Genomic DNA, 20603 nt, shown 5'->3' on the forward strand with positions numbered 1-20603 from the left:
AACCGCACCGCAGTGCGCTACCGCTTCGCGCATGCGCTCAGTCGGGCGGCGACCCGAACAGACGGGCGTGTTCCACCTTCACGCACAGGTCCATGACCGTCGCCAGACCGTCGGCCTCGGCGATGCGGGCGGATTCCGCGCTGACGATGCCCAGTTGCAGCCACAGGCTCTTCGCGCCGATCAAGACCGCCTCGTGGGCGATCGGTGGCGTGTCTTCCGCGCGGCGAAAGACATTGACCATGTCGATGGCCACCGGCACGTCGCGCAGGCTCGGATAACAGGGCAGGCCCGCAATCTCGCGGTGACCGGGATTGACCGGCACGATGGTGTAGCCATGCTCGCGCATGTACTGCGCGACGTAGTGGCTGGGACGTTCGGGCTTGGGCGACATGCCGACGACGGCAATCGTGCGGGTGTTCGCGAGCAGGTCGCGCAGCGCGGAATCGGTCGTGATCATCGGGCGGACAAAGGCTTCATTGTGACGCGAATGAATCGGGCGTGCGAGCACCAAGGCAGCGCGGAACGTCGCCCAGGGACCAGTTTGCCACCGCCCAGTCCACTACCTGCGTCGCCGGCGCGTTGGCCAGATCCTTTGGCGGGCATTGACCGAGGAATGCCAGCGCGGCATGCAGGGCCTCGCCCGGCGTGTACGCACCGATCGCGCGTGCCAGTGTCTGCTTGGACAGTTTCTCGCCGGCCGCATCGAGCGCCACCGGCACATGCGCATGGCGCGGCGTCGGTGCGCCAAGCAGGTGCCGCAGGTGGATCTGGCGCACGCTGGATGCGAGCAGGTCGGCTCCGCGCACGATGTCGGTCACGCCCGCATCCCGGTCATCGACGACTGCCGCGAGCTGGTAGGCGAACAGCCCGTCCGCACGCAGCACGACGAAGTCGCCGACCTCGTCCTCCAGTTGAACTTGCTGCCGTCCCTGGATCGCGTCCTCGAACGCCACGCAGCCGGCCACGCGCACGCGCCAGGCACGCGCTTCGCGCCCCGGCGGCAGCCCGTCGCGGCAGGTTCCGGGGTAGACGTGCGAGCCGTCGGGCGCGATTGCCGAATCGGCCAGTTCGCGTCGCGTGCATGCACAGCCGAACACGTGACCGGCCTGCCGCAAGCCTTCGAACGCTGCGCGATAGGCGGCGGTGCGCCGACTCTGCCACACGGGTTCGCCGTCCCATTCGAGGCCGAAGCGTGCCAGCGTGGCGAGAATGTCCTCGGCCGCACCGGCGACACAGCGCGGTGTGTCGACATCGTCGATGCGCAGCAGCCAGCGCCCGCCGGCCGCGCGCGCAACGCAAAAACTTGCCACGGCCGCGACCAGCGAGCCGAAGTGCAGCGGCCCGGTGGGCGAGGGCGCGAAGCGCCCGATGTAGTTCGCGGTTGCCTTATCGGTCATTGCGGCGGGAGCCGCGCAGCGCTCAGACGTTGAAGAGGAAGTTCATCACGTCGCCGTCGCGCACGACGTAATCCTTGCCCTCGGCGCGCATCCTGCCGGCTTCCTTGGCGCCGGCCTCGCCCTTGTACTGGATGAAGTCGTCGAAGGCGATGGTCTGGGCGCGGATGAAGCCGCGCTCGAAGTCGGTGTGGATCACGCCGGCGGCCTGTGGCGCAGTGTCGCCGACGTGGATGGTCCACGCGCGCACTTCCTTGACGCCGGCGGTGAAGTAGGTCTGCAGGCCGAGCAGCGTGTAGCCGGCGCGGATCAGGCGGTCCAGACCCGGTTCCTCGAGCCCCATGGTCTCGAGGAAGTCGTGCTTGTCGGCCTCGTCCAGGTCGGCGATCTCGGCCTCGATGGCGGCGCACAGCGCGACCACCTGGGCGCCCTCGGCCGCCGCGTGTTCGCGCACCGCCTCCAGTTGCGGGTTGCCCTCGAAGCCGTCCTCGTCGACGTTGGCCGCGTACAGCACGGGCTTGGCCGTGATCAGGCAGAAGGGACGCAGGGCCGCCCATTCATCCTTGGACAGATCGAGTGCGCGCACCGGACGGGCGGCGTCGAGCTGGGCGAGGCATTTCTCGAGCACGGCGACGAGGGCCTTGGCTTCCTTGTCGCCGGCGGAAGCCGGCTTGCGATAACGGTTGAGTGCCTTGTCGACGGTGGCCAGGTCGGCCAGCGCCAGTTCGGTGTCGATGACCTCGATGTCGCGCACCGGGTCGACGCTGCCGGACACGTGCACGACGTTGTCGTCAGCGAAACAGCGCACGACATGCACGATGGCGTCGGTCTCGCGGATGTTGGCCAGGAACTGGTTGCCCAAGCCTTCGCCCTTGGAGGCGCCGGCGACCAGGCCGGCGATGTCGACGAACTCGACGATGGCCGGCTGGATCTTCTGCGGCTTGACGATCTCGGCCAGCGCGGCCAGACGCGCATCAGGCACCTCGACGATGCCGACGTTGGGCTCGATCGTGCAGAAGGGATAGTTCTCGGCCTGGATGCCGGCCCGGGTGAGGGCGTTGAACAGCGTGGACTTGCCCACGTTGGGCAGGCCGACGATTCCGCATTTGAGGCTCATGAGCTGGGTTCTTCCTTGTTCTTCGCCGGCTTGGGGCGGGTATTGAGGCGCGTGGTGGCGGTGGTCCAGTGACCGGCCGCGAGCTGCGGCCAGATCGCCAGGGCGCGCTCGATGGCGGCGTCGATCTCTTCACGCTCTTCGCGGCGCGGTGGCTTGAGGACGTAGTTCACGACCTCGCTGCGATCGCCCGGATGGCCGATGCCGATGCGCAGGCGCCAGTAGTCGTTCGTGCCCAGATGGGCGGAGGTATCCTTGAGGCCGTTGTGACCGCCCAGGCCGCCGCCGAACTTGAGCCGCAACTGGCCGGGCGGGATGTCGAGCTCGTCGTGCACGACGAGGATCTCGCTGGCGGGGATGCGGTAGAAGCGCGCGAACGCGCCGACCGACTGACCGGAGCGGTTCATGAAGGTCTGCGGCATCAGCAGCCATGCGCCGGCCTCGCGCGCGTTGGCGACCAGACCATGAAAGCGCGATTCGGGTGCGAAACGCACCTTGAACTCGTCGGCCAGCCGCTCACAAAACCAAAACCCGGCGTTGTGCCGGGTTTCGGTATATTCGGCCCCGGGGTTGCCGAGGCCGACGATCAGACGCGGAGGATTCGCGTTCATGCGCAAGGCCTGCGGCGGGGTCAGGCCTCGCCTTCGTCCTCGCCTTCGGCCTCGTCCCCGTCCTCGGCGGTCGAGCCACCGCCGGTCTTGAGTGCGGTCGCGATGACGGGGTCGCCCTCGCCATGCTGTGCGATCTCGACACCGGCCGGCAGCTTGATGTCGGACACGTGCACCGACTGGTCGTTCTGCAGATCCTTGAGGTCGACCTCGATGAACTCGGGCAGATCCTTGGGCAGGCAGGCCACGTCGATCTCGTTGAGCACGTGCGTGACCATCTGGCCGCCGAGTTTGACCGCCGGGCAGATGTCGTCGTTGGTGAAGTGCAGCGGCACCTTCAGGCGCAGCTTCTCGGTGGCACTGACGCGCTGAAAGTCCAGGTGCAGCACGATTTGCTTGAACGGATGCCATTGCGCGTCACGCAGCACCACCGTTTCCTTCTTGCCTTCGAGGTCGATGGTCAGCACCGACGCGTGGAAGGCTTCGCGCTTGAGCATGTGGATCAGCTCGTTGTGGTCGAGCGTGATCGGCACGGCGTCCTGATGGGAGCCGTAGATGATGCCCGGCAGCTGGCCGGCGCGACGCAGGCGGCGGCTCGCACCCGTGCCCTGGTCCACGCGCTTGGTGGCCTTGAATTCGATTTTCATTGTCCTACTCCTGGTTGAGGATGACCCGCCCGCGACCAGACGGATCGAAAAGGCCCGCGCCGAAGTGCCGCGGGCCGCAAAATCATTCCATGAACAGCGAGCTGACCGATTCCTCGTTGCTGATGCGCAGCATGGTGTCGGCCATCAGCGAGGCCACCGAGACCTGGCGGATCTTGGGGCATTCGCGCGCATCGTCGCGCAACGGAATGGTGTCGGTGACGACCAGCTCGTCCAGATCCGAGTCCGAAATGCGCGCGGCAGCGGCGCCCGAGAGCACGGCATGCGTGCAATAGGCGAGCACGCGGCGGGCACCGTTTTCCTTGAGTGCGGTGGCGGCCTTGCACAGCGTGCCGGCAGTGTCGACGATGTCGTCCATGATCACGCAGGTGCGGTCCTTGACCTCACCGATGATGTTCATGACTTCGGCCACGTTGGCCTTGGGGCGACGCTTGTCGATGATCGCCAGATCGCATTCCAGGCGCTTGGCGAAGGCGCGCGCGCGCACCACGCCGCCGACGTCGGGCGAAACGACCATCAGGTCGTCGTAGTTCTGCTTGTCCAGATCCGCCAGCAGCACCGGCGTGGCGTAGACGTTGTCCACCGGCACGTCGAAGAATCCCTGGATCTGGTCGGCGTGCAGGTCCATGGTCAGCAGGCGCTGCACGCCCACGGCCTGCAGCATGTTGGCCACGACCTTGGCCGTGATCGGCACGCGCGCCGAGCGCGGGCGCCGATCCTGGCGGGCGTAGCCGAAGTAGGGGATTGCGGCAGTGATGCGACCGGCCGAGGCGCGCTTGAGCGCGTCGACGAGTACCAGCATCTCCATCAGGTTGTCGTTGGTCGGCTGACAGGTAGGCTGCAGCACGAAGACATCCTTGCCGCGGACATTCTCGAGCAACTCGACGTTGACCTCGCCATCGGAAAAACGACCGACAGTGGCCGAACCCAGCGTGATGCCGAGGCGACGGACCACGTCGGCGGCGAGCTTGGGGTTGGCGTTGCCGGTGAAGACCATCAGGCTGCCACGGGGCATGACCGATTCTCCAGAGCCGAAATTGAACGTTCGCGGGAGCCGGAAAGCGAGGCGGGCAGGCCACAGGCCTGCCCGGTTCGATGTCTGGCTGGGGAGGAAGGATTCGAACCCTCGAATGCCGGAATCAAAATCCGGTGCCTTAACCGACTTGGCGACTCCCCAATTAAACTCGTTGCTTCAATCGAGCCAGCCGTGCAGCGGGTGCCGTGAAAGACTCCGTGCATGCCAGGCGCGCCACCCTTGCGGGCAGGCTGCGACGATGTCCGCAGCCGCAGTTGCCGAATCGACCTGTGCAAACACGCAGGCGCCTGAGCCGGTCATGCGCGCCGGAGCATGCTGCCCCAGCCACTCGATCGCCGCAGCCACTTCCGGGTAGAGCCTGCAGGCAACGGCTTGCAGATCGTTTCGGGTGGCGCGTGAAGCGAAGTCCGCAATTCTGATGGGTTCCGAATTTCGCGTCAAGTCCGGCGCGGCGAAAATCGCACCGGTCGGTACGCAAACCCCGGGCCAGAGAACGACGAAATGCGCCGTAGGCAGGCTCACTGGCGTGAGAACCTCGCCGATACCCTCGACCAGAGCGTCGCTGCCGTGAATGAAGAAGGGCACGTCCGCGCCCAGGTTCAGGCCGATGGCGGCGAGACGTTCGCGCGCAACGCCGGTGCCCCACAGCCGGTTGAGCGCGATCAGGGTGGTGGCCGCGTCGGACGAGCCGCCACCGAGGCCGGCGCCGAGGGGGAGCCGCTTGTCGAGCGTGATGTCGGCGCCCAGCCGGCAGCCCGTCTCGGCCTGCAGCAGCCGCGCCGCGCGCACCACCAGATCGTCTTCGGAGGCGAGGCCGGGCACGGAGTTGACGCGACGCACGCCACCGCCCGCACGCACTTCGAAATCGAGCGAGTCGGCCAGGTCGATGAGCCGGAAGAGCGATTGCAGCAGATGGTAGCCGTCGGCGCGTCGGCCGGTGACGTGCAGGAATACATTGAGCTTGGCCGGTGCCGGACAGGCAGCCAGACACTTCACGGCAGCGCCGTCCAGCCATCGGTGACGACCCGCAGTCGCACCTCGCCCCAGGTCGCGTCGATGCGTCGCGGCATCGCCTCGGCACTGTCGTCGGCATAAGTCGGGTAGTCGATCAGCCAGCCGCTGTCGGAAATGCGAGTGGGGCGCCCCAGCGCATCGGTCTCGATTACGCGCGCTCCGGGCGCTGGGCGCGCCTGCAGCCACTCGTCGAGGTGATCGGCGGGGGCGTCCACGCCCAGCATCTGCGGCAGCAGTTCATCCACGTCGACCGCCTCGATGGTGCGTCCGTCCGCGGTGCGCAGCGTGGCGCCCTGCGGCGTGCCGACCACGCGTGCCACGATCTGCCCGAGCGGGCTCAGCAACGTCCATTCGTCGTATCCGGCGCGGCGCGTCCACTGCAGCGTGCCGTTGGCCGCGCGTTGTCCGTCGCTTGCGGCGATGCGCCCCTCGAACTCGAAGTGCTCGATCGCCGCGCGCTCGACGAGCGGCGCGCCATCTTCACCGGCCGGTTGCAGCGCGCAGCCCGCGAGCGCGAGCAGTGCGACGCTCACGGCGAGGGCGCGGCGCGCGCTCACCATCCGCGCAGCCGTTCGAGCGTCTCGCCCAGCACGCGATTGGCCGGATCGCGCTCGAGCGCGGCATCCCAGATCTCGCCGGCCTCGTCGTGGCGCCCCAGAGACCACAGGACTTCGCCCAGGTGGGCGGCAATCTCCGGGTCCGGCCGCAGCGCGTAGGCTTCCTCGAGGTGATGCAAGGCCTCTTCCGGCGCGTCGCGACGAAAGCGCACCCAGCCCAGGCTGTCGAGGATGAAAGGGTCGTCCGGCGCGAGTTCGAGCGCGTGGCGGATCAGCCCTTCTGCCTCTTCCAGGCGCAGGCCGCGGTCGGCCAGCGTGTACCCGAGCGCGTTGTAGGCATGCGCGTGGTCGGGATCGAGTTCGATCAGGGCGCGAAGGCGCTGCTCCATCAGTTCGAGACGATCGACGCGCTCGGCGAGCATCGCCGACTCGTAGAGCAGTTCCGTGTCTTCGGGCGTGTGTACCAGCACCTGTTCGATGCGCTCGAGTGCCGCGTCGTAGCGCTCGGCCTCGCGCAGCAGCAGCACTTCGGCCAACAGCAGGCGGCGAACGTCGTCGGGGTCGGCCTCGGCAGCCGCGTCCTGCAGATGGCGCAGGGCCGCCGAGGGCGCGCCGTTGTTCGCGAGAATGTGCGCGATGCGGATCTGCGCGTCGGTGTGATAGCCGCCGGCGCCGACCTCGTAATACCAGTCGAGGGCCTCGCCCGGCCGCTCGGAATCCTCGGCGATGCGGCCCAGATTCATGCGGATCGCGTCGGCCTCGGGGTGGCGCGCTTCGAGCGCCTGGCGGAAATGTTCGGTGGCGATCTCGAACGCGCCGATCTCGGCGGCCACCAGAGCCACGGCGTACATCAGGTCGCGATCGTCCGGGTTGGCCGCGAGCAGCCGGCGGAATTCGGCCAGTGCCGCCTCGTAGTCGCGGGCGGAGACCAGCGTGCGCGCATGGGCGATGCTCACGCTGCGACTTTCGGGGTGCTGCGCGAGGTGGCCGCGCAGCAGGAGCAGGGCTTCGTCGATGGCGTTCATCTGCACCAGCAGCTGCGACTTGAGCACGACGGCCGCGTCCCAGCCGGGGCGCAGTTCGAGCGCGCGCTCGACCGCGCCGAGCGCGCCCACCGGGTCGTCGTCGGTGGCCGCCGCCTGCGCCAGCGCGAGGTGTGCCGGCGCCTTGTTGAGGTAGGGCTCGACCAGACGCTCGATGATCTCGCGCGCGAGTGCCTTGTCGGGCATCGGTGCGAGCGCACGGTTGAGCCCCAGCAGGTTCTGTTCGAGCTGTTCATCCTGCGAATTGGCGAGAATGCGCGCCAGTTCGATCTGCACCTCGTTCATCTGGTCGCCGCGCGCGGCGAGGATGCCCGCCAGCGTGCGCCGCGCGTCCTCCGAAGCCGGGTCGGTTTCCTGCCAGATGCGCGCGGCCGAGGTGGCTGACTCCATGTCACGCGCGACCAGCGCGATTTCGGTGGCGCGGCGTGCCACGCGCGGGTCGCGCGTCTGGCGCGCCGCGTGCAGATAGGCCTCGACCGACACTTCCAGATCGCCACGGCTGCCCGCGATTTCGCCAAGCAGCAGCAGGAACAGCGTATCGGCGGTCAGCTCCTGGAAAGGCAGCAGCGGCGTGATCGGCTCGGTCGCCGCCTCGGCCATGTCCTCGTTCTCCGGCGCAGCCAGGGCGAGCGGCGGGGCGGCGAGCAGGGCGCAGCACAGTGCGAAGCCGGAGGCGAACGGGGAAAGCTTGTGGGTCATAATCAGGGTCCAGTGGGGCCGGTGAGTGATCTCCGGCAGGCGGCGCACGGCAGGCAGGTCGCGGACCGCGCCGCGCCTTGGCGAGACTGCCCGATGGTATGCAGTTCGCTGCGGCCGGGCAAGCGCCGCTCCCGCGTCGTTTCAGGAGATCGGATGCCCGAACTGCCCGAAGTGGAAACCACCTGCCGGGGGATTGGCCGCGTGTTGACCGGGCGCATCGCCAGCGGTTGCATCGTTCGCAACGCCGCGATGCGCCTGCCGGTGCCGCCGGACCTGTCCGGGCGCGTCGCGGGCCGGCGGCTCGAGGCGGTCGAGCGACGAGCCAAGTATCTGCTGCTGCGCTTTGGCGATGGCATCGTGATCGTGCATCTGGGCATGTCGGGCAGCCTGCGCGTGGTGCCTGCCGACGCGCCGCCTGGGCCGCATGATCACGTGGACATCGTGTTCGGCGCCGAAGCGCTTCGCCTGCGCGACCCGCGGCGTTTCGGGCTGGTGGTCTGGCACGAGGGCGAGCCGGCGACGCATCCGCTGCTCGCGTCGCTGGGCGTCGAGCCGCTGGGCGCGGACTTCGACGGCGAGTGGCTGTTCGCGGCCACGCGCGGCGCGAGCACGCCCATCAAGCTGTTCCTGATGAATGCGCACCGCGTCGTCGGTGTGGGCAACATCTACGCTTCCGAGAGCCTGTTCCGCGCACGCATCCATCCGCTCACGCCGGCCGGACAGCTCGGGCGGCCGCGTTGCGCGCGCCTCGCGACCACGGTGCGCGAGACCCTTGTGGCGGCAATTGCCGCCGGCGGCAGCACCCTGCGCGACTTCGTCGGCGGCGACGGGCGCGCGGGTTACTTTCAGCAGCAGTATTTCGTCTACGGCCGTGATGGCGAGTCGTGTCGCGTGTGTGGCGCAACCATCCGCCGCGCGCTCGTAGGCCAGCGCTCCACGTTCTGGTGTCCGCGCTGCCAGCGTCGCTGAGCGTCACCTGCGCGCGCCCGTCGGCCCGTTCGTGCCGTCGGTCACGCTCGCGTAGCGGCATCGATTGGCAGGGTCGGGGTGCGGCGCTATTCTCTGGCGCAGTACATCAAGTACACGGCATGGAGCGCAGAGCGCGATGGATGGCCTGATCGATCGATTTACGGCGCATGGGGACTGGCGCGGCCGCTGCGCCGAGGCCGTCGAGCAGTTGCGTGCATGGCTCGCCGCCAACGAGCTCGACGACGCGCGCACCGAACTGCGGCTCGCGCAGATGCGCTCGCGCCTGGCTGACGAGCGTCTCACGGTGGCCTTCGTCGCGGAGTTCTCGCGCGGCAAGTCCGAACTGATCAACGCGATCTTCTTCTCCGATCTGGGTCGGCGCGTGCTGCCCTCGAGCGCCGGGCGCACGACGATGTGTCCGACCGAACTGTGCTGGTCCGAGGGCATGGCGCCGGAGATCCGGCTGCTGCCGATCGATACCCGGCTGCGCGACGAGCCGATGGCAGCGCTGCGCGAGCAGCCCGAGCTGTGGCAGGTCGAGCCGCTCGATGCGGCGTCGGCCGAGCGTCTCGCGGCAGGGCTGGCGCGCGTCGGCGAGGTTCTGCGCGTTAGCGCAGACGAGGCGCGGGCGCTGGGCTTTCACGTCGATGCGGACGAGGATGGCGCGCTCGCGCCCGACGCCGAGGGCATGGTCGAGATCTCGCGCTGGCGCCACGCCGTGATCCATTTTCCGCATCCGCTGCTCGCGCATGGCCTGGTGGTGCTCGACACGCCCGGGCTCAACGCCATCGGTGCCGAGCCGGAGCTGACGCTGTCGATGCTGCCCAACGCGCATGCAGTGGTCTTCGTGCTCGCCGCCGACACCGGCGTCACGCGCAGCGACCTGGCCGTGTGGCGCGAGTTCGTCAGTGCCGGGCGCAACAGCGGGCGCGGTCGCATGGTCGTGCTCAACAAGATCGACGGGCTGTGGGACGGGCTGCGCGAGGATGCGCTGGTCGACGCCGAGATCGCGCAGCAGGTGGCGTCGGTCGCGCGCACGCTCGATGTCGAGCCCGCCGGAGTGTTTCCGCTGTCCGCGCAGAAGGCGCTCGTAGGGCGCATTCAGGGCGACGCGGAAGCGGTGGTGCGCAGTCGCGTCGAGCGTTTCGAGCGCGCGCTCTCCGACGAGGTCCTGCCCGCGCGCCGCGAAATCGTGCGCGAGGCCTCGATGGCCGAGGTCGACGAGATCGTCGCCAACACGCGCGCCTTGCTCGAGGCGCGACTGGCGGGCGTGGGCGAGCAGTTGCGCGAGATGAATGCGCTGCGCGGCAAGAACCAGAGCGTCATCGAATACATGATGCGCAAGATCGCCAGCGAGAAGACCGAGTTCGAGCAGGGGCTCAAGAAATATCAGGCCGTGCGTTCGGTGTTCACCTCGCTGACCAACAACCTGATGGCCCATATCGGTCTGGACACGCTGCGCCAGGAGACGCGGCGCACGCGCGAGGCGATGCTCGAATCGACCTTCACGGCGCAACTGCGCGAGGCGATGGAGGGCTTCTTCGCCCGCTTGCGCGCGAGTCTGGCCCAGTCGGACCTCGAGGTTGCCGAGATCACGACCATGCTCGGTTCGATGTACAAGCGTTTCCGCGTCGAGCACGGGCTCAAGCTGAGCCAGCCGGAGTCATTCTCGGTCGCTCCCTACGAGCGCGAACTCGACCGCCTCGAGGCGGTGTTCGAACGTCACATCAACTCGCCGCTGACGCTGGTGACCACCGGCAAGCAGCGTCTCACGCAGAAGTTCTTCGATACGGTCGCGGTGCAGGCGCGCCGCACCTTCGAGCATGCCAACCGCGACATGGACCAGTGGCTGAGGGCGGTGATGGCGCCGCTGGAGACGCAGGTGCGCGAACACCAGATCCAGTTGCGCCGGCGCCTGGAGAGCATCAAGCGCATCCACCAGGCCACCGACACGCTCGAGGATCGGGTCGAGGAATTGCGTCAGTCCGAGCAGGCGCTCAACGCGCAACTGGGCGAACTGTCTGCGCTGCGCGGTCGCATCGGCGCCGCGCTCGGCGCAGGCGTGGGCACGCCCGCGGGCAAAGCCGCAGCAGAGCGCGCCGCCTGAGTTCGACTCAGGCGGGCTGGTTGGTCAGGCGGACGAACTTCTCCATCAGTTCGTCGTGACTCTCGACGACATCGGGGTTGAGCGGGATGCAGTCGACCGGACAGACCTGCTGGCACTGCGGTTCGTCGAAGTGGCCGACACATTCGGTGCACTTGTTCGGGTCGATCTCGTAGATTTCCTCGCCCTGGTAGATCGCACCGTTGGGGCATTCCGGCTCGCACACATCGCAGTTGATGCATTCGTCCGTGATCATCAGTGCCATCGATGGCTCCTTTCTTTCGCTGGGTTCAAGTGTTCTTCGACGAGACCTTGCCGCGCAGACGCTCCACCACCAGGGGCTGCACGAACTTCTCGATGTCCCCGCCCAGGCGCGCGATCTCGCGCACCATCGTCGCCGAGATGAACATGAACTCGTCCGAGGGCGTCAGGAATACGGTTTCGACATCCGGGTAGAGCTTGCGGTTTATGCCCGCCATCTGGAACTCGTACTCGAAGTCCGAGACCGCGCGCAATCCGCGCAGGATCACGCGCGCGTCGTTGGCCTTGAGGAACTCCATGAGCAGGCCGTCGAAGCCGGCGACCTCGACGTTGGGCAGGGGGGCGCATACGTCGCGCGCGATCTCGATGCGCTCGTCCAGTTCGAACAGCGGCGTCTTCCCGCGCGAGCGCGCGATGCCCACGATGATGCGGTCGAACAGGCGCGACCCGCGCCGCACGAGATCCTCGTGGCCGCGGGTGAAGGGGTCGAACGTGCCCGGGTAGACCGCGATGGCTTCCTTCATTCGCTGCTTCCTCGCATCAGGTGAAAACGGACCTGGCCGGCGCGTCCCTCGCGGACGGTCTGCAGGTGGCCCAGGCGCGTCAGCGGCTGCTCGCTCTCGGCATAGAGCCAGCCGTCGGGTGCGACCAGCCGCTCCAGTTCGGGCTCGATGCGCTCGAGCAGGCCCTGACGATAGGGCGGGTCGAGAAAGACCAGATCGAAACCGCCGGACGCGGATCGGGCGAATTCTACCGCATCGGCGCGCACCACCTCCACCTGCTCCGCGCCGAGGATGCGCGCGCTCTCGCGCAATGCGGCGACGGCGCGCGCATCGCGCTCGACCAGCGTCACCCGCGCTGCGCCGCGCGAGGCCGCCTCGAAACCGAGCACGCCGGTGCCGGCGAACAGGTCCAGGCAGTGCCAGCCGTGCAGATCCTGGCCGAGCCAGTTGAACAGCGTCTCGCGCACGCGATCGGGCGTCGGGCGCAGGCCGGGCAGGCGCGCGACCGGAAGCAGGCGCGAGCGCCACTGCCCGCCGACGATGCGTACCCGGCTCAAGGCTGGGCGGCGCGGTCGCCATCGCCGCCGGCGATGACCACCGCGAGGTGTTCGGCCCGGATCCTGCGTGCGAAGGCCTCGCGGATCGCGGCCGCGTCCACCGCCTCGATGTGCGCCGTATAGGTGTCGAGCCAGTCCAGCGGCAGACCGTAGAAAGCGATCATCGCGACGTAGCCGAGAATCTTGGCGTTCGAGTCCAGGCGCAGGCCGAAGCCGTTGACGATGTTGGCCTTGGCCGCGGCCAGTTCCTCGTCGGTGGGGCCTTCGGCGGTGAATTCGGCGAGCACCTCGCGCACCACGGCCAGCGCATCCTCGGCCTGGCCGCCGCGCGTCTGCAGTCCGATCTGGAAGGGCCCGGCCACCGCGTTGGGCGCGAAATAGCTGTAGACGCTGTAGGCGAAGCCGCGCTCGTCGCGCACTTCGCGCGACAGGCGCGAGATCAGCCCGCTGCCGCCGAGGATGTGGTTGCCGACAAGCAGCGTGTAGTAATCCGGGTCCTCGCGCGCGATGCCCGGCATGCCGGCGAGGATGTGAGCCTGGGCCGAGGGGTGGGGGATGCGGTCGACCTGCGCCGCGGGCATTTCCGGGGCCGGCAGTGGCGGCAGCGGCTCGCCCGCGGGCAGCGCGCGCGTGAGCGCCTCGGCGATGCGCTCGGCGGTGGCGCGGTCGGCGTCGCCGACGACGGTGACGGTGGCATTGCGTGCGGTGTAGTGCTCGCGGTGGAAGGAGACCAGCGCATCGCGCGTGATCAACTCGAGGGATTCGACGCTGGCGTTGCGTCCGTAGGGATGGTCGCCGAACACCAGTTCGGCGAAGCGCCGCTCGGCGAGCGTGGCCGGGCGCGTGAGCGACTCGCGCAGGCCGGCGATGGCGCGTGCGCGGTCACGTTGCAGTGCCGCTTCGGGGAAGTCCGGACGCGCGAGCATGCGCGCGGCCAGCGTGATCGCGGCTTCGCGTTCGCGCTCGCTCGAGAGCGTGCGCACGCTCATCCAGGCGCGGTCGTTGTCGGTGCCGCCACCGACCTGCGCGCCGGTGTCGGCGATGGCCTCGGCGATGGCCTGCTCGTCCATGCCGTCGGCCCCGGTGTCGATGAGCGCGCGCGTCATCGAGGCCAGGCCGGTCAGGCCCGCCGGTTCGCGCGCACTGCCGGCGGCGAAATCGACGCGCACGTCGAGCATCGGCAGCGCGTCGGAGGCGACGAAATACACACGCGCGCCGGTGTCGGCGATCCAGTGCTGGATCGTCGGCCCGGCCCACGCGGTGTGGGCGAAGACGGCGGTCGCGACGAGCAGCGTGCGCGCGACGAAGTTCGTGATGCGATGCGTCATCGCGGCTCTCCTCGGGCGTTGGCGTCGAAGCGGTTGCGTGGCGTGCGCTCGGCAGCGTCGAGCGGCAGCGGATCGAGCACCGCGCGGGTGAGCGTCTCGTCGCCGAAATAGCGCTGCGCGACCTCGCGTACCTCGTCGGCAGTGACCGCGCGGATGCCGTCGAGCAGGGCCTGCTCGTCGCGCCAGGAAAGCCCCGAGGCTTCCAGAAAGCCGATTTCCATGGCCTGGCCCATCAGCGAGTCGCGCTTGTAGACCTCCGAGGCCAGCGTCTGCGTGAGTACGCGCGACAGTTCCGTCTGGTCGACGCCTTCGTCGGCGATGCGCGTGATCTCCGCGCGCAAGGCGGCCTCGACCTCGGCGACCGTATGGCCCTTGGCCGGTGTCGCGCCGAGCACGAACAGCGACGGGCCGCGCGCCACGCCGCCGTAGCTGGCGTCGACCGACACCGCGATGCGCTCTTCGCGCACCAGACGGCGCGGCAGGCGTGCACCGTCGTAGCCGTCGAGCACCGCGGCGAGCACCTGCAGCGCGTAGACGTCGCGGTCGCCGGCCGGTTCGCGCAGCGTCGGCGCCTTCCAGGCCAGCGTCACGGCCGGCAGTTCGGCCGGCGCGCGCACTTCGACATGGCGCAGGCCGCGCTGTTCGGGCTCTTCGGTGATGCGACGCGCGGGCAGCTCGCGCGCGGCGAGCGCACCGAAGTGACGCTCGGCCATGGCAAACACCTCGCCGTGGTCGACGTCTCCGACGACCACCAGACGGGCATTGTTGGGCGCATACCAGTGCTCGTGCCAGCGGCGCGCGTCCTCGACGCGGTAGTTCTCGATGTCGTACATCCAGCCGATGATGGGGCGGCGGTAGGGGTGGGCGGCCCACGCCGCGGCCATGAGCTGCTCCCACACCAGCGCGCGCGGATTGTCGTCGGTGCGCAGGCGGCGCTCCTCCTTGACCACTTCGCGCTCTGGCAGGAACTCCTGATCGCGGATCACGAGATTGGCCATGCGGTCGGCCTCCATCTCCATCATTTCCTCCAGGTGCGCTGGCGGGATCTGCTGGAAATAGGCGGTGTAGTCGCGCCCGGTGAAGGCGTTGTCGCGTCCGCCGCGCTCGGCCACGCGGCGGTTGAATTCGCCCGGCGCGAGCTTCTCCGTGCCCTTGAACATCATGTGCTCGAGCATGTGGGCGATGCCCGAGACGCCATCGGGCTCGTCCATCGAGCCGATGCCGTACCACATCATGTGTACCACCGACGGTGCGCGCCGGTCTTCCTTGACGATGATGTCCATGCCGTTGGCAAGCGTGGTTTCGTACGGGTTGGCCTGGGCGGTGCCGGCCAGGGCCGCGGCGACCGCGGCGAAGGCGGTCGCCCTGAGCATTTTGCGAAGCATCGGGGGTTCCTGCATCTGTTAGAATCCGGTCTCGATTCCGGGGCCGCGAACCGCAGCGCCGGGGCCGCCGAAGCGGTGCATCTTATCGTCATCGCGGCCGGCGTGCCTGCCGCATCGACCTCCCCACAGACCCGACCGCCCATGTTTGGTTTCCTGAAGAAGTCCCGCAAGCCCGAGCCCGAGCCCGAGTCCGCGTCACCGGTCGACGCTGCGTCCGACACTCCCGAGACGGAGGCGCTCGCGGCCGAAACGCGGCCGTCGGCCGACGCTTCACCAGCGTTGGTGCCCGAGGCTGCAGCCGAGTCGCAGGCGGATCCGGCAGTCGAACCGCAACCGACGACATCCGAGGTGCAGGCACCGGCGCCGGTCGAGGCCGCCCGGCCGTCCTGGGGCGAGCGCCTGCGTGCCGGGCTGTCGCGCACGCGCGGCGGGCTCGCCGGGCTGTTCGGTCTGCGCAAGATCGACGAGGAACTGCTCGAGGATCTGGAAACGACGCTTCTGATGGCCGACTGCGGCGTGGAAGCCACGCAATACCTGACCGATGCGCTGCGCGCGCGCTGGAAGCGCGACCGGCTCGAAACCGCCGACCAGTTGCGCGATGCGCTCGCCGAGCTGATGGCGGATCTGCTCGCACCGCTGGAGGCGCCGCTCGACGTCTCTGCCCATCAGCCCTTCATCGTCATGATCGCCGGCGTCAATGGCGCCGGCAAGACGACTTCCATCGGCAAGCTCGCCAAATATTTCCAGGCGCAGGGGCGCAGCGTGCTGCTGGCTGCCGGCGACACCTTCCGCGCCGCGGCGCGCGAACAGCTCGAGACCTGGGGGGCGCGCAACAACGTCACCGTGATCGCGCAGGACAAGGGCGACTCGGCCGCGGTGATCTTCGACGCGGTCAATGCGGCGCGTGCGCGCGGCATCGACGTCGTGCTGGCCGACACGGCCGGGCGCCTGCCCACGCAGCTGCACCTGATGGAAGAGATCGCCAAGGTGCGCCGCGTCATCGCCAAGGCCGAGGCGAGTGCGCCGCACGAGGTGCTGCTGGTGCTCGACGCCAACATCGGCCAGAACGCGCTGGCGCAGGTCAAGGCCTTCGATGCGGCCATCGGCGTGAGTGGCCTGGTGCTGACCAAGCTCGACGGCACCGCCAAGGGCGGCATCGTCGCGGCGATCGCGCGCCAGCATCCCAAGCCGCTGCGCTTCATCGGCGTGGGCGAGGGCATCGACGACCTGCGCCCCTTCGCTGCGCGCGAATTCGTCGACGCGCTGTTCGCGCGCGGCTCCGTCAAATGATCGTCTTCGACAAGGTCGTCAAGCGCTATCCGGGCGACTACGTCGCGCTCGGCGGGGTCAGTTTCGAGATCCGCCATGGCGAGCTGGTGGTGCTCTCGGGCCATTCGGGCGCCGGCAAGAGCACCTTGTTGAAGATGATCCCGGCCATCGAGCGGCCCACCGCCGGCATGGTCAGCATCAACGGCCAGGACGTGTCGCGCCTGCGCGCCTCGGCGATACCGTATCTGCGTCGCAACCTCGGCCTGGTGCTGCAGGAGAGCCGGCTGCTGTTCGATCGCAGCGTGTTCGACAACGTCATGCTGCCGCTGCGCATCACCGGCCATCTGCCGCGCGACGCCGCCAAACGCGTCGACGCCGCGCTCGAGCGTGTCGGCCTGGCCGGGCGCGGGCGCGAGATGCCGCCCGGGCTGTCCGGCGGCGAGCAGCAGCGCGTGGCGATCGCGCGCGCCATCGTCAACCGCCCGTCCATCCTCATCGCCGACGAGCCCACGGCGCATCTCGATTCGGCCTACGCGCGCGACATCGCCGGCCTGTTCAAGTCGTTCAACGAGGCCGGCGTGACCATCATCGTGTCCACCCACGACGAGCGCCTGTTCTCGCAGTGGCGTCCGCGCCGCATGGTGCTGGGCAAGGGTCTGCTGATGCGGGATTTCGCGGCATGAAGCACTGGCTCAACCTGCATGTTCACGCACTGCGTGTCGCCGCCGGCCGGCTCGCCGGCCAGCCGGTCGGCACGCTTCTCTCGGCGCTGGTTCTGGGCATCGCGCTGTCGCTGCCGGCCGGCGGACACCTGGTGCTCGACAACATCGCCTCGCTCGCGCGCGGCGTGTCGGGCTCGCCCGAGATCAGCGTGTTTCTCGCCCGCGACGCGGACCAGGCCGCAATCACCGCCGTCGAGCGACGCATCGCCGACGACGCGGACGTGTCTTCGTACACCTTCGTGTCGCGTGACGAGGCGTTGCGCCAGCTCGAACGCAGCGGCCTGGGCGACGTGCTCGGCGGTCTGGGCGAGAATCCCTTGCCCGACGCCTTCGTGATCTCGCCGCGCGACGACGAATCCGGGATCTACGAAACCCTGCTCGCGCGCTTCGGCGCCTGGGACGAGGTCGAACACGTGCAACTCGACTCGGCCTGGGTCGAGCGACTGCACGCGCTCGTCGCGCTGGGCCGCTCGGCCGTGCTGCTGCTGGCGCTGCTGCTGGGCGTGGCGCTGATCATCGTGACCTTCAACACCATTCGCCTGCAGATCCTCACGCAGCGTCACGAGATCGACGTCAGCCGCATGCTCGGCGCCACCGACCCGTTCATCCGCCGTCCGTTCTACTGGTTTGGCAGCCTGCAGGGCCTGCTCGGCGGCGTGGTTGCGCTGCTCACGGTGTGGGTGGCGGTGGTGGCGCTGCGTGGGCCGGTCGACAGCCTCGCCGCGACCTATGGCGCGGTGTTCTCGCTGTCCGGACCGGGTCCGGGCGAAAGCCTCGCGCTGCTCGCCTTCGCCGCGCTGCTGGGCTGGTGCGGCAGCGAGATCTCGGTGCGCCGCCATCTGCGCGAGCGGCTGCGCTGAACGCTCGGCGGTCGTGCATCGCGCATCGCGGCGATTTCCGTACCCGGTTGCCGTAGGTCGTGGCGAGCGAAGCGAGGTGCGACGCCCACCGTGCCGCGGGGCGCGACGTTCGGTGGTAGCTGCGGCTGGCCGGGGCGTCGCAATTCGCCTGCGGCTCATCGGCGACCTATGAAACCTTCTGCCGCCTCAGCGATCGCGAGCACGCATCGCGGCGATTTCCGTACGCAGTTCTCGCAACTCGGCCATCAGTTCGTCGTGGTCGGCCTTGACCAGCGCGCGCGTCTGCTCGCCCTCGGCGTGATCGGTGGTGTTCATCGCGTCGACCACGATGGCGATGAACAGGTTGAGCACCGCGAAGGTCGTGATCAGGATGAACACCACGAAGAACATCCACGCGAACGGATGCACCTCCATCACCGGGCGCACGATGCCCATCGACCACGACTCGAGCGTCATCACCTGGAACAGCGTGTAGAAGGACGCGCCGATGCTGCCGAACCATTCCGGGAAATCGGCGCCGAAGAGCTTGGTCGACATCACCGCGCCGACGTAGAACACCAGCAGCAGAAGGGTCAGCACCGAGGTCATGCCGGGGATGGCGCGCAGCAGTGCGTTGACCACCTTGCGCATCGACGGCACCACCGATACCAGGCGCAGTGCGCGCAGGATGCGCAGCGCGCGCAGCACCGACAGGCCTTCGCCGGTGGGCAGCAGCGTGATGGCGACGACCAGGAAATCGAACACGTTCCAGCCGCTGCGGAAGAAGTTGTGGCGATACACCACGAGCTTGAGCGCGATCTCGACGACGAACACCGCCAGCGCGGCGCGGTCGAGCGCGTACAGCAGCCCGCCGGCGGCGGCCATCGCGGTGGGCGAGGTTTCCAGACCCAGCGTGATCGCGTTGATCACGATCACGGCGATCACGAAACGCTGGAAGGCATTCGATTCGACGAGACGTTCGAGCTTGTTCATGGGCATTCCGGCAAGGGATTCGACGACGGGGTGCGATTCTATGTCAGGGCAGCACTGGACAACGCAAGCGCGTGCAGTCGACGTGCAGGTTGACCGGCGCGTTCCGAATTTCCATCATGAGCGCCCGTAGCGCCCTGCCCATCGGAGAATCCTGATGAACGACGACGAGAGCTTCATGCGCGCCGCGCTCGAACAGGCGAAACTCGCCGGCGAATGCGGCGAGGTGCCGGTCGGGGCGGTCGTCGTGTGCGACGGCGAGATCGTCGGGCGTGGCTTCAATCAGCCCATCCGCGGGCGGGATCCGAGTGCCCACGCCGAGGTCATGGCGTTGCGCGATGCCGGCCGGGCGCTGGACAACTACCGCATGCCCGGCTGCACGCTGTACGTCACCCTCGAGCCGTGCGCGATGTGTTCGGGCGCGATCATGCATGCGCGCATTGCCCGCGTGGTGTTCGGCGCGCGCGACCCCAAGACCGGGGTGGCGGGCAGCGTCATCGACCTGTTCGCCGAGAGGCGACTCAACCACCATGCGGAAATCACCGCTGGCGTGCTTGCCGATGAATGTGGGAGGATGCTCAGCGATTTTTTCGCTGCACGACGCAACAAGACCCTGATCGCCTGAGATGCTCATTCACATCAGCATTCCGGAACAACGCCTCAGAGTGCTCGACGCGCGGGGCGAATGCCTGCGCGCCTGGCCGGTATCGACCGCCGCCAACGGCCCCGGCGAGCGCGAAGGCAGCGGGTGCACGCCACGCGGGCGCCACGTGGTGCGCGCCAAGATCGGCGCCGGTGCGCCCAGCGGCGCGGTCTTTCGCGGCCGGCGCCGCACCGGCGAGACGTGGACGCCGACGCTCGCGGCCAGGCATCCCGAGCGTGACTGGATCCTGTCGCGCATCCTGTGGCTGTCCGGGCGCGAGCCGGGGCGCAACCGCCTCGGCGAGGTCGACACCATGCGCCGCTACATCTACATCCACGGCACACCCGACGACGAACCCATGGGCGAGCCGCGCTCGCACGGCTGCGTGCGCATGCGCAATGCCGACGTGATCGATCTGTTCGAGTTGGTGCCGGCCGGCACCGAGGTCATCATCGATGGCTGAGGCCGCATCCGTGCATCTGCGCCTGCTGCCGTGGCGCGAGGCCGAGCTGCGCGTGATGCCGCTGCGCATCGCGGTCTTCGTCGGTGAGCAGGGCGTGCCGCCGGAGATGGAACTGGACGAGCACGATCCGCAGTCGCTGCACGCCGTGTGCGAGACCGACGACGGTCGGGTGATCGGCACCGGCCGGCTGCTGCCCGACGGCCACATCGGTCGCCTGGCCGTGGCCCGGGACTGGCGCGGGCGTGGTGTGGGCGGGCGCATCCTCGAGGCACTGGTGGCCGAGGCTGGGCGTCGCGACCTGCCCGAGGCGGTGCTGCATGCGCAGGCGCACGCCCAGGACTTCTACCGCCGCCATGGCTTCGAGCCGGACGGGCCGCTCTTCGACGAGGCCGGCATCGCGCACCGCCTGATGCGCCGGCCACTCCTCCGTCTGGTCTGAG

General features: G+C 68.7%; 23 protein-coding genes and 1 tRNA gene. 8 read left to right on the plus strand and 16 right to left on the minus strand.

The genetic code is table 11. From position 1 onward, the window contains the following. Window positions 1-37 precede the first annotated feature (37 nt). The 10 genes from C0099_RS04765 to C0099_RS04810 all read right to left on the minus strand — a co-directional run bounded on the left by C0099_RS04765 (window position 38) and on the right by C0099_RS04810 (window position 8130). Complete coding sequence (locus tag C0099_RS04765; protein WP_102246380.1) at window positions 38-457, minus strand: CoA-binding protein; 420 nt, start codon at window positions 455-457, stop codon at window positions 38-40. A 16-nt stretch (window positions 458-473) separates the two neighbouring features. Further along, window positions 474-1397 carry a tRNA glutamyl-Q(34) synthetase GluQRS gene (gene gluQRS / locus C0099_RS04770; RefSeq protein ID WP_102246381.1) on the minus strand — a complete coding sequence of 308 codons (924 nt, stop codon included), beginning with the start codon at window positions 1395-1397 and terminating at the stop codon, window positions 474-476. A 22-nt stretch (window positions 1398-1419) separates the two neighbouring features. After that, on the minus strand, window positions 1420-2511 hold the full coding sequence (gene ychF / locus C0099_RS04775) for a redox-regulated ATPase YchF (protein WP_102246382.1): 1092 nt from the start codon (window positions 2509-2511) through the stop codon (window positions 1420-1422). Continuing rightward, window positions 2508-3119, minus strand: coding sequence for an aminoacyl-tRNA hydrolase (gene pth / locus C0099_RS04780; protein ID WP_102246383.1), 612 nt, complete (start codon window positions 3117-3119; stop codon window positions 2508-2510). Before pth ends, ychF begins: the two co-directional genes overlap by 4 nt. Window positions 3120-3139: 20 nt before the next feature. After that, entirely contained in the window at window positions 3140-3763 is a 624-nt protein-coding gene (locus C0099_RS04785; protein WP_102246384.1) for a 50S ribosomal protein L25/general stress protein Ctc, read from the minus strand. Window positions 3764-3845: 82 nt separating this feature from the next. Continuing rightward, a complete protein-coding gene (locus tag C0099_RS04790) occupies window positions 3846-4796 on the minus strand; it encodes a ribose-phosphate pyrophosphokinase (RefSeq protein WP_102246385.1) in 951 nt (316 codons plus the stop codon). An 85-nt stretch (window positions 4797-4881) separates the two neighbouring features. After that, a tRNA-Gln gene (locus C0099_RS04795) sits at window positions 4882-4958 on the minus strand. A gap of 15 nt (window positions 4959-4973) precedes the next feature. Next, window positions 4974-5813 carry a 4-(cytidine 5'-diphospho)-2-C-methyl-D-erythritol kinase gene (ispE, locus tag C0099_RS04800; RefSeq protein ID WP_228151655.1) on the minus strand — a complete coding sequence of 280 codons (840 nt, stop codon included), beginning with the start codon at window positions 5811-5813 and terminating at the stop codon, window positions 4974-4976. Then, entirely contained in the window at window positions 5810-6391 is a 582-nt protein-coding gene (lolB, locus tag C0099_RS04805; protein ID WP_102246386.1) for a lipoprotein insertase outer membrane protein LolB, read from the minus strand. Before lolB ends, ispE begins: the two co-directional genes overlap by 4 nt. Beyond that, window positions 6385-8130: a tetratricopeptide repeat protein gene (locus C0099_RS04810; protein WP_102246387.1), complete on the minus strand. Its 1746-nt coding sequence runs from the start codon at window positions 8128-8130 to the stop codon at window positions 6385-6387. The genes lolB and C0099_RS04810 overlap by 7 nt, the downstream gene beginning before the upstream one ends. A gap of 153 nt (window positions 8131-8283) precedes the next feature. Between C0099_RS04810 and mutM the strand changes: the two genes are divergently transcribed. Together mutM and C0099_RS04820 are read left to right on the plus strand one after the other, a co-directional pair. Next, window positions 8284-9099: a bifunctional DNA-formamidopyrimidine glycosylase/DNA-(apurinic or apyrimidinic site) lyase gene (gene mutM, locus C0099_RS04815; RefSeq protein ID WP_102246388.1), complete on the plus strand. Its 816-nt coding sequence runs from the start codon at window positions 8284-8286 to the stop codon at window positions 9097-9099. 136 nt (window positions 9100-9235) lie between these two features. Then, entirely contained in the window at window positions 9236-11206 is a 1971-nt protein-coding gene (locus C0099_RS04820; RefSeq protein ID WP_102246389.1) for a dynamin family protein, read from the plus strand. 7 nt (window positions 11207-11213) lie between these two features. Here C0099_RS04820 and C0099_RS04825 read toward each other — a convergent pair whose 3' ends face one another. From C0099_RS04825 to C0099_RS04845, 5 genes are read right to left on the minus strand one after another with little or no spacing between them, the layout of a single operon-like run. Further along, window positions 11214-11468: a YfhL family 4Fe-4S dicluster ferredoxin gene (locus tag C0099_RS04825; RefSeq protein WP_102246390.1), complete on the minus strand. Its 255-nt coding sequence runs from the start codon at window positions 11466-11468 to the stop codon at window positions 11214-11216. Between the two features lie 25 nt (window positions 11469-11493). Beyond that, on the minus strand, window positions 11494-11988 hold the full coding sequence (gene coaD, locus C0099_RS04830) for a pantetheine-phosphate adenylyltransferase (protein ID WP_102246391.1): 495 nt from the start codon (window positions 11986-11988) through the stop codon (window positions 11494-11496). After that, window positions 11985-12524 (minus strand): 16S rRNA (guanine(966)-N(2))-methyltransferase RsmD, encoded by a 540-nt coding sequence (rsmD, locus tag C0099_RS04835; RefSeq protein WP_102246392.1) that lies wholly within the window; start codon window positions 12522-12524, stop codon window positions 11985-11987. Before rsmD ends, coaD begins: the two co-directional genes overlap by 4 nt. Continuing rightward, window positions 12521-13852: a M16 family metallopeptidase gene (locus C0099_RS04840; protein ID WP_102246393.1), complete on the minus strand. Its 1332-nt coding sequence runs from the start codon at window positions 13850-13852 to the stop codon at window positions 12521-12523. Before C0099_RS04840 ends, rsmD begins: the two co-directional genes overlap by 4 nt. Continuing rightward, complete coding sequence (locus C0099_RS04845) at window positions 13849-15237, minus strand: M16 family metallopeptidase (protein ID WP_102246394.1); 1389 nt, start codon at window positions 15235-15237, stop codon at window positions 13849-13851. Before C0099_RS04845 ends, C0099_RS04840 begins: the two co-directional genes overlap by 4 nt. 141 nt (window positions 15238-15378) lie before the next feature. Between C0099_RS04845 and ftsY the strand changes: the two genes are divergently transcribed. Genes ftsY through ftsX form a run of 3 tightly spaced genes read left to right on the plus strand, consistent with a single transcriptional unit; the run spans window position 15379 to window position 18088 of the window. Then, a complete protein-coding gene (ftsY, locus tag C0099_RS04850; RefSeq protein ID WP_102246395.1) occupies window positions 15379-16527 on the plus strand; it encodes a signal recognition particle-docking protein FtsY in 1149 nt (382 codons plus the stop codon). After that, window positions 16524-17189, plus strand: a complete 666-nt coding sequence (locus tag C0099_RS04855; protein ID WP_102246396.1) for a cell division ATP-binding protein FtsE — start codon at window positions 16524-16526, stop codon at window positions 17187-17189. Before ftsY ends, C0099_RS04855 begins: the two co-directional genes overlap by 4 nt. Further along, window positions 17186-18088 carry a permease-like cell division protein FtsX gene (ftsX, locus tag C0099_RS04860; RefSeq protein ID WP_102246397.1) on the plus strand — a complete coding sequence of 301 codons (903 nt, stop codon included), beginning with the start codon at window positions 17186-17188 and terminating at the stop codon, window positions 18086-18088. The genes C0099_RS04855 and ftsX overlap by 4 nt, the downstream gene beginning before the upstream one ends. Before the next feature lie 186 nt (window positions 18089-18274). On the opposite strand, the gene C0099_RS04865 is transcribed toward ftsX, so the two are convergent. Continuing rightward, on the minus strand, window positions 18275-19060 hold the full coding sequence (locus C0099_RS04865) for an ion transporter (protein WP_102246398.1): 786 nt from the start codon (window positions 19058-19060) through the stop codon (window positions 18275-18277). A 154-nt stretch (window positions 19061-19214) separates the two neighbouring features. Here C0099_RS04865 and tadA point away from each other — a divergent pair, with 154 nt between their 5' ends. From tadA to C0099_RS04880, 3 genes are read left to right on the plus strand one after another with little or no spacing between them, the layout of a single operon-like run. Further along, a complete protein-coding gene (tadA, locus tag C0099_RS04870; RefSeq protein WP_102246399.1) occupies window positions 19215-19682 on the plus strand; it encodes a tRNA adenosine(34) deaminase TadA in 468 nt (155 codons plus the stop codon). A gap of 1 nt (window position 19683) precedes the next feature. Beyond that, on the plus strand, window positions 19684-20163 hold the full coding sequence (locus C0099_RS04875; protein ID WP_102246400.1) for a L,D-transpeptidase: 480 nt from the start codon (window positions 19684-19686) through the stop codon (window positions 20161-20163). Further along, on the plus strand, window positions 20156-20602 hold the full coding sequence (locus C0099_RS04880) for a GNAT family N-acetyltransferase (protein ID WP_102246401.1): 447 nt from the start codon (window positions 20156-20158) through the stop codon (window positions 20600-20602). The genes C0099_RS04875 and C0099_RS04880 overlap by 8 nt, the downstream gene beginning before the upstream one ends. The last annotated feature ends 1 nt before the right edge of the window (window position 20603 follow it).

Source organism: Pseudazoarcus pumilus (assembly GCF_002872475.1).
Lineage (GTDB): Bacteria > Pseudomonadota > Gammaproteobacteria > Burkholderiales > Rhodocyclaceae > Pseudazoarcus > Pseudazoarcus pumilus.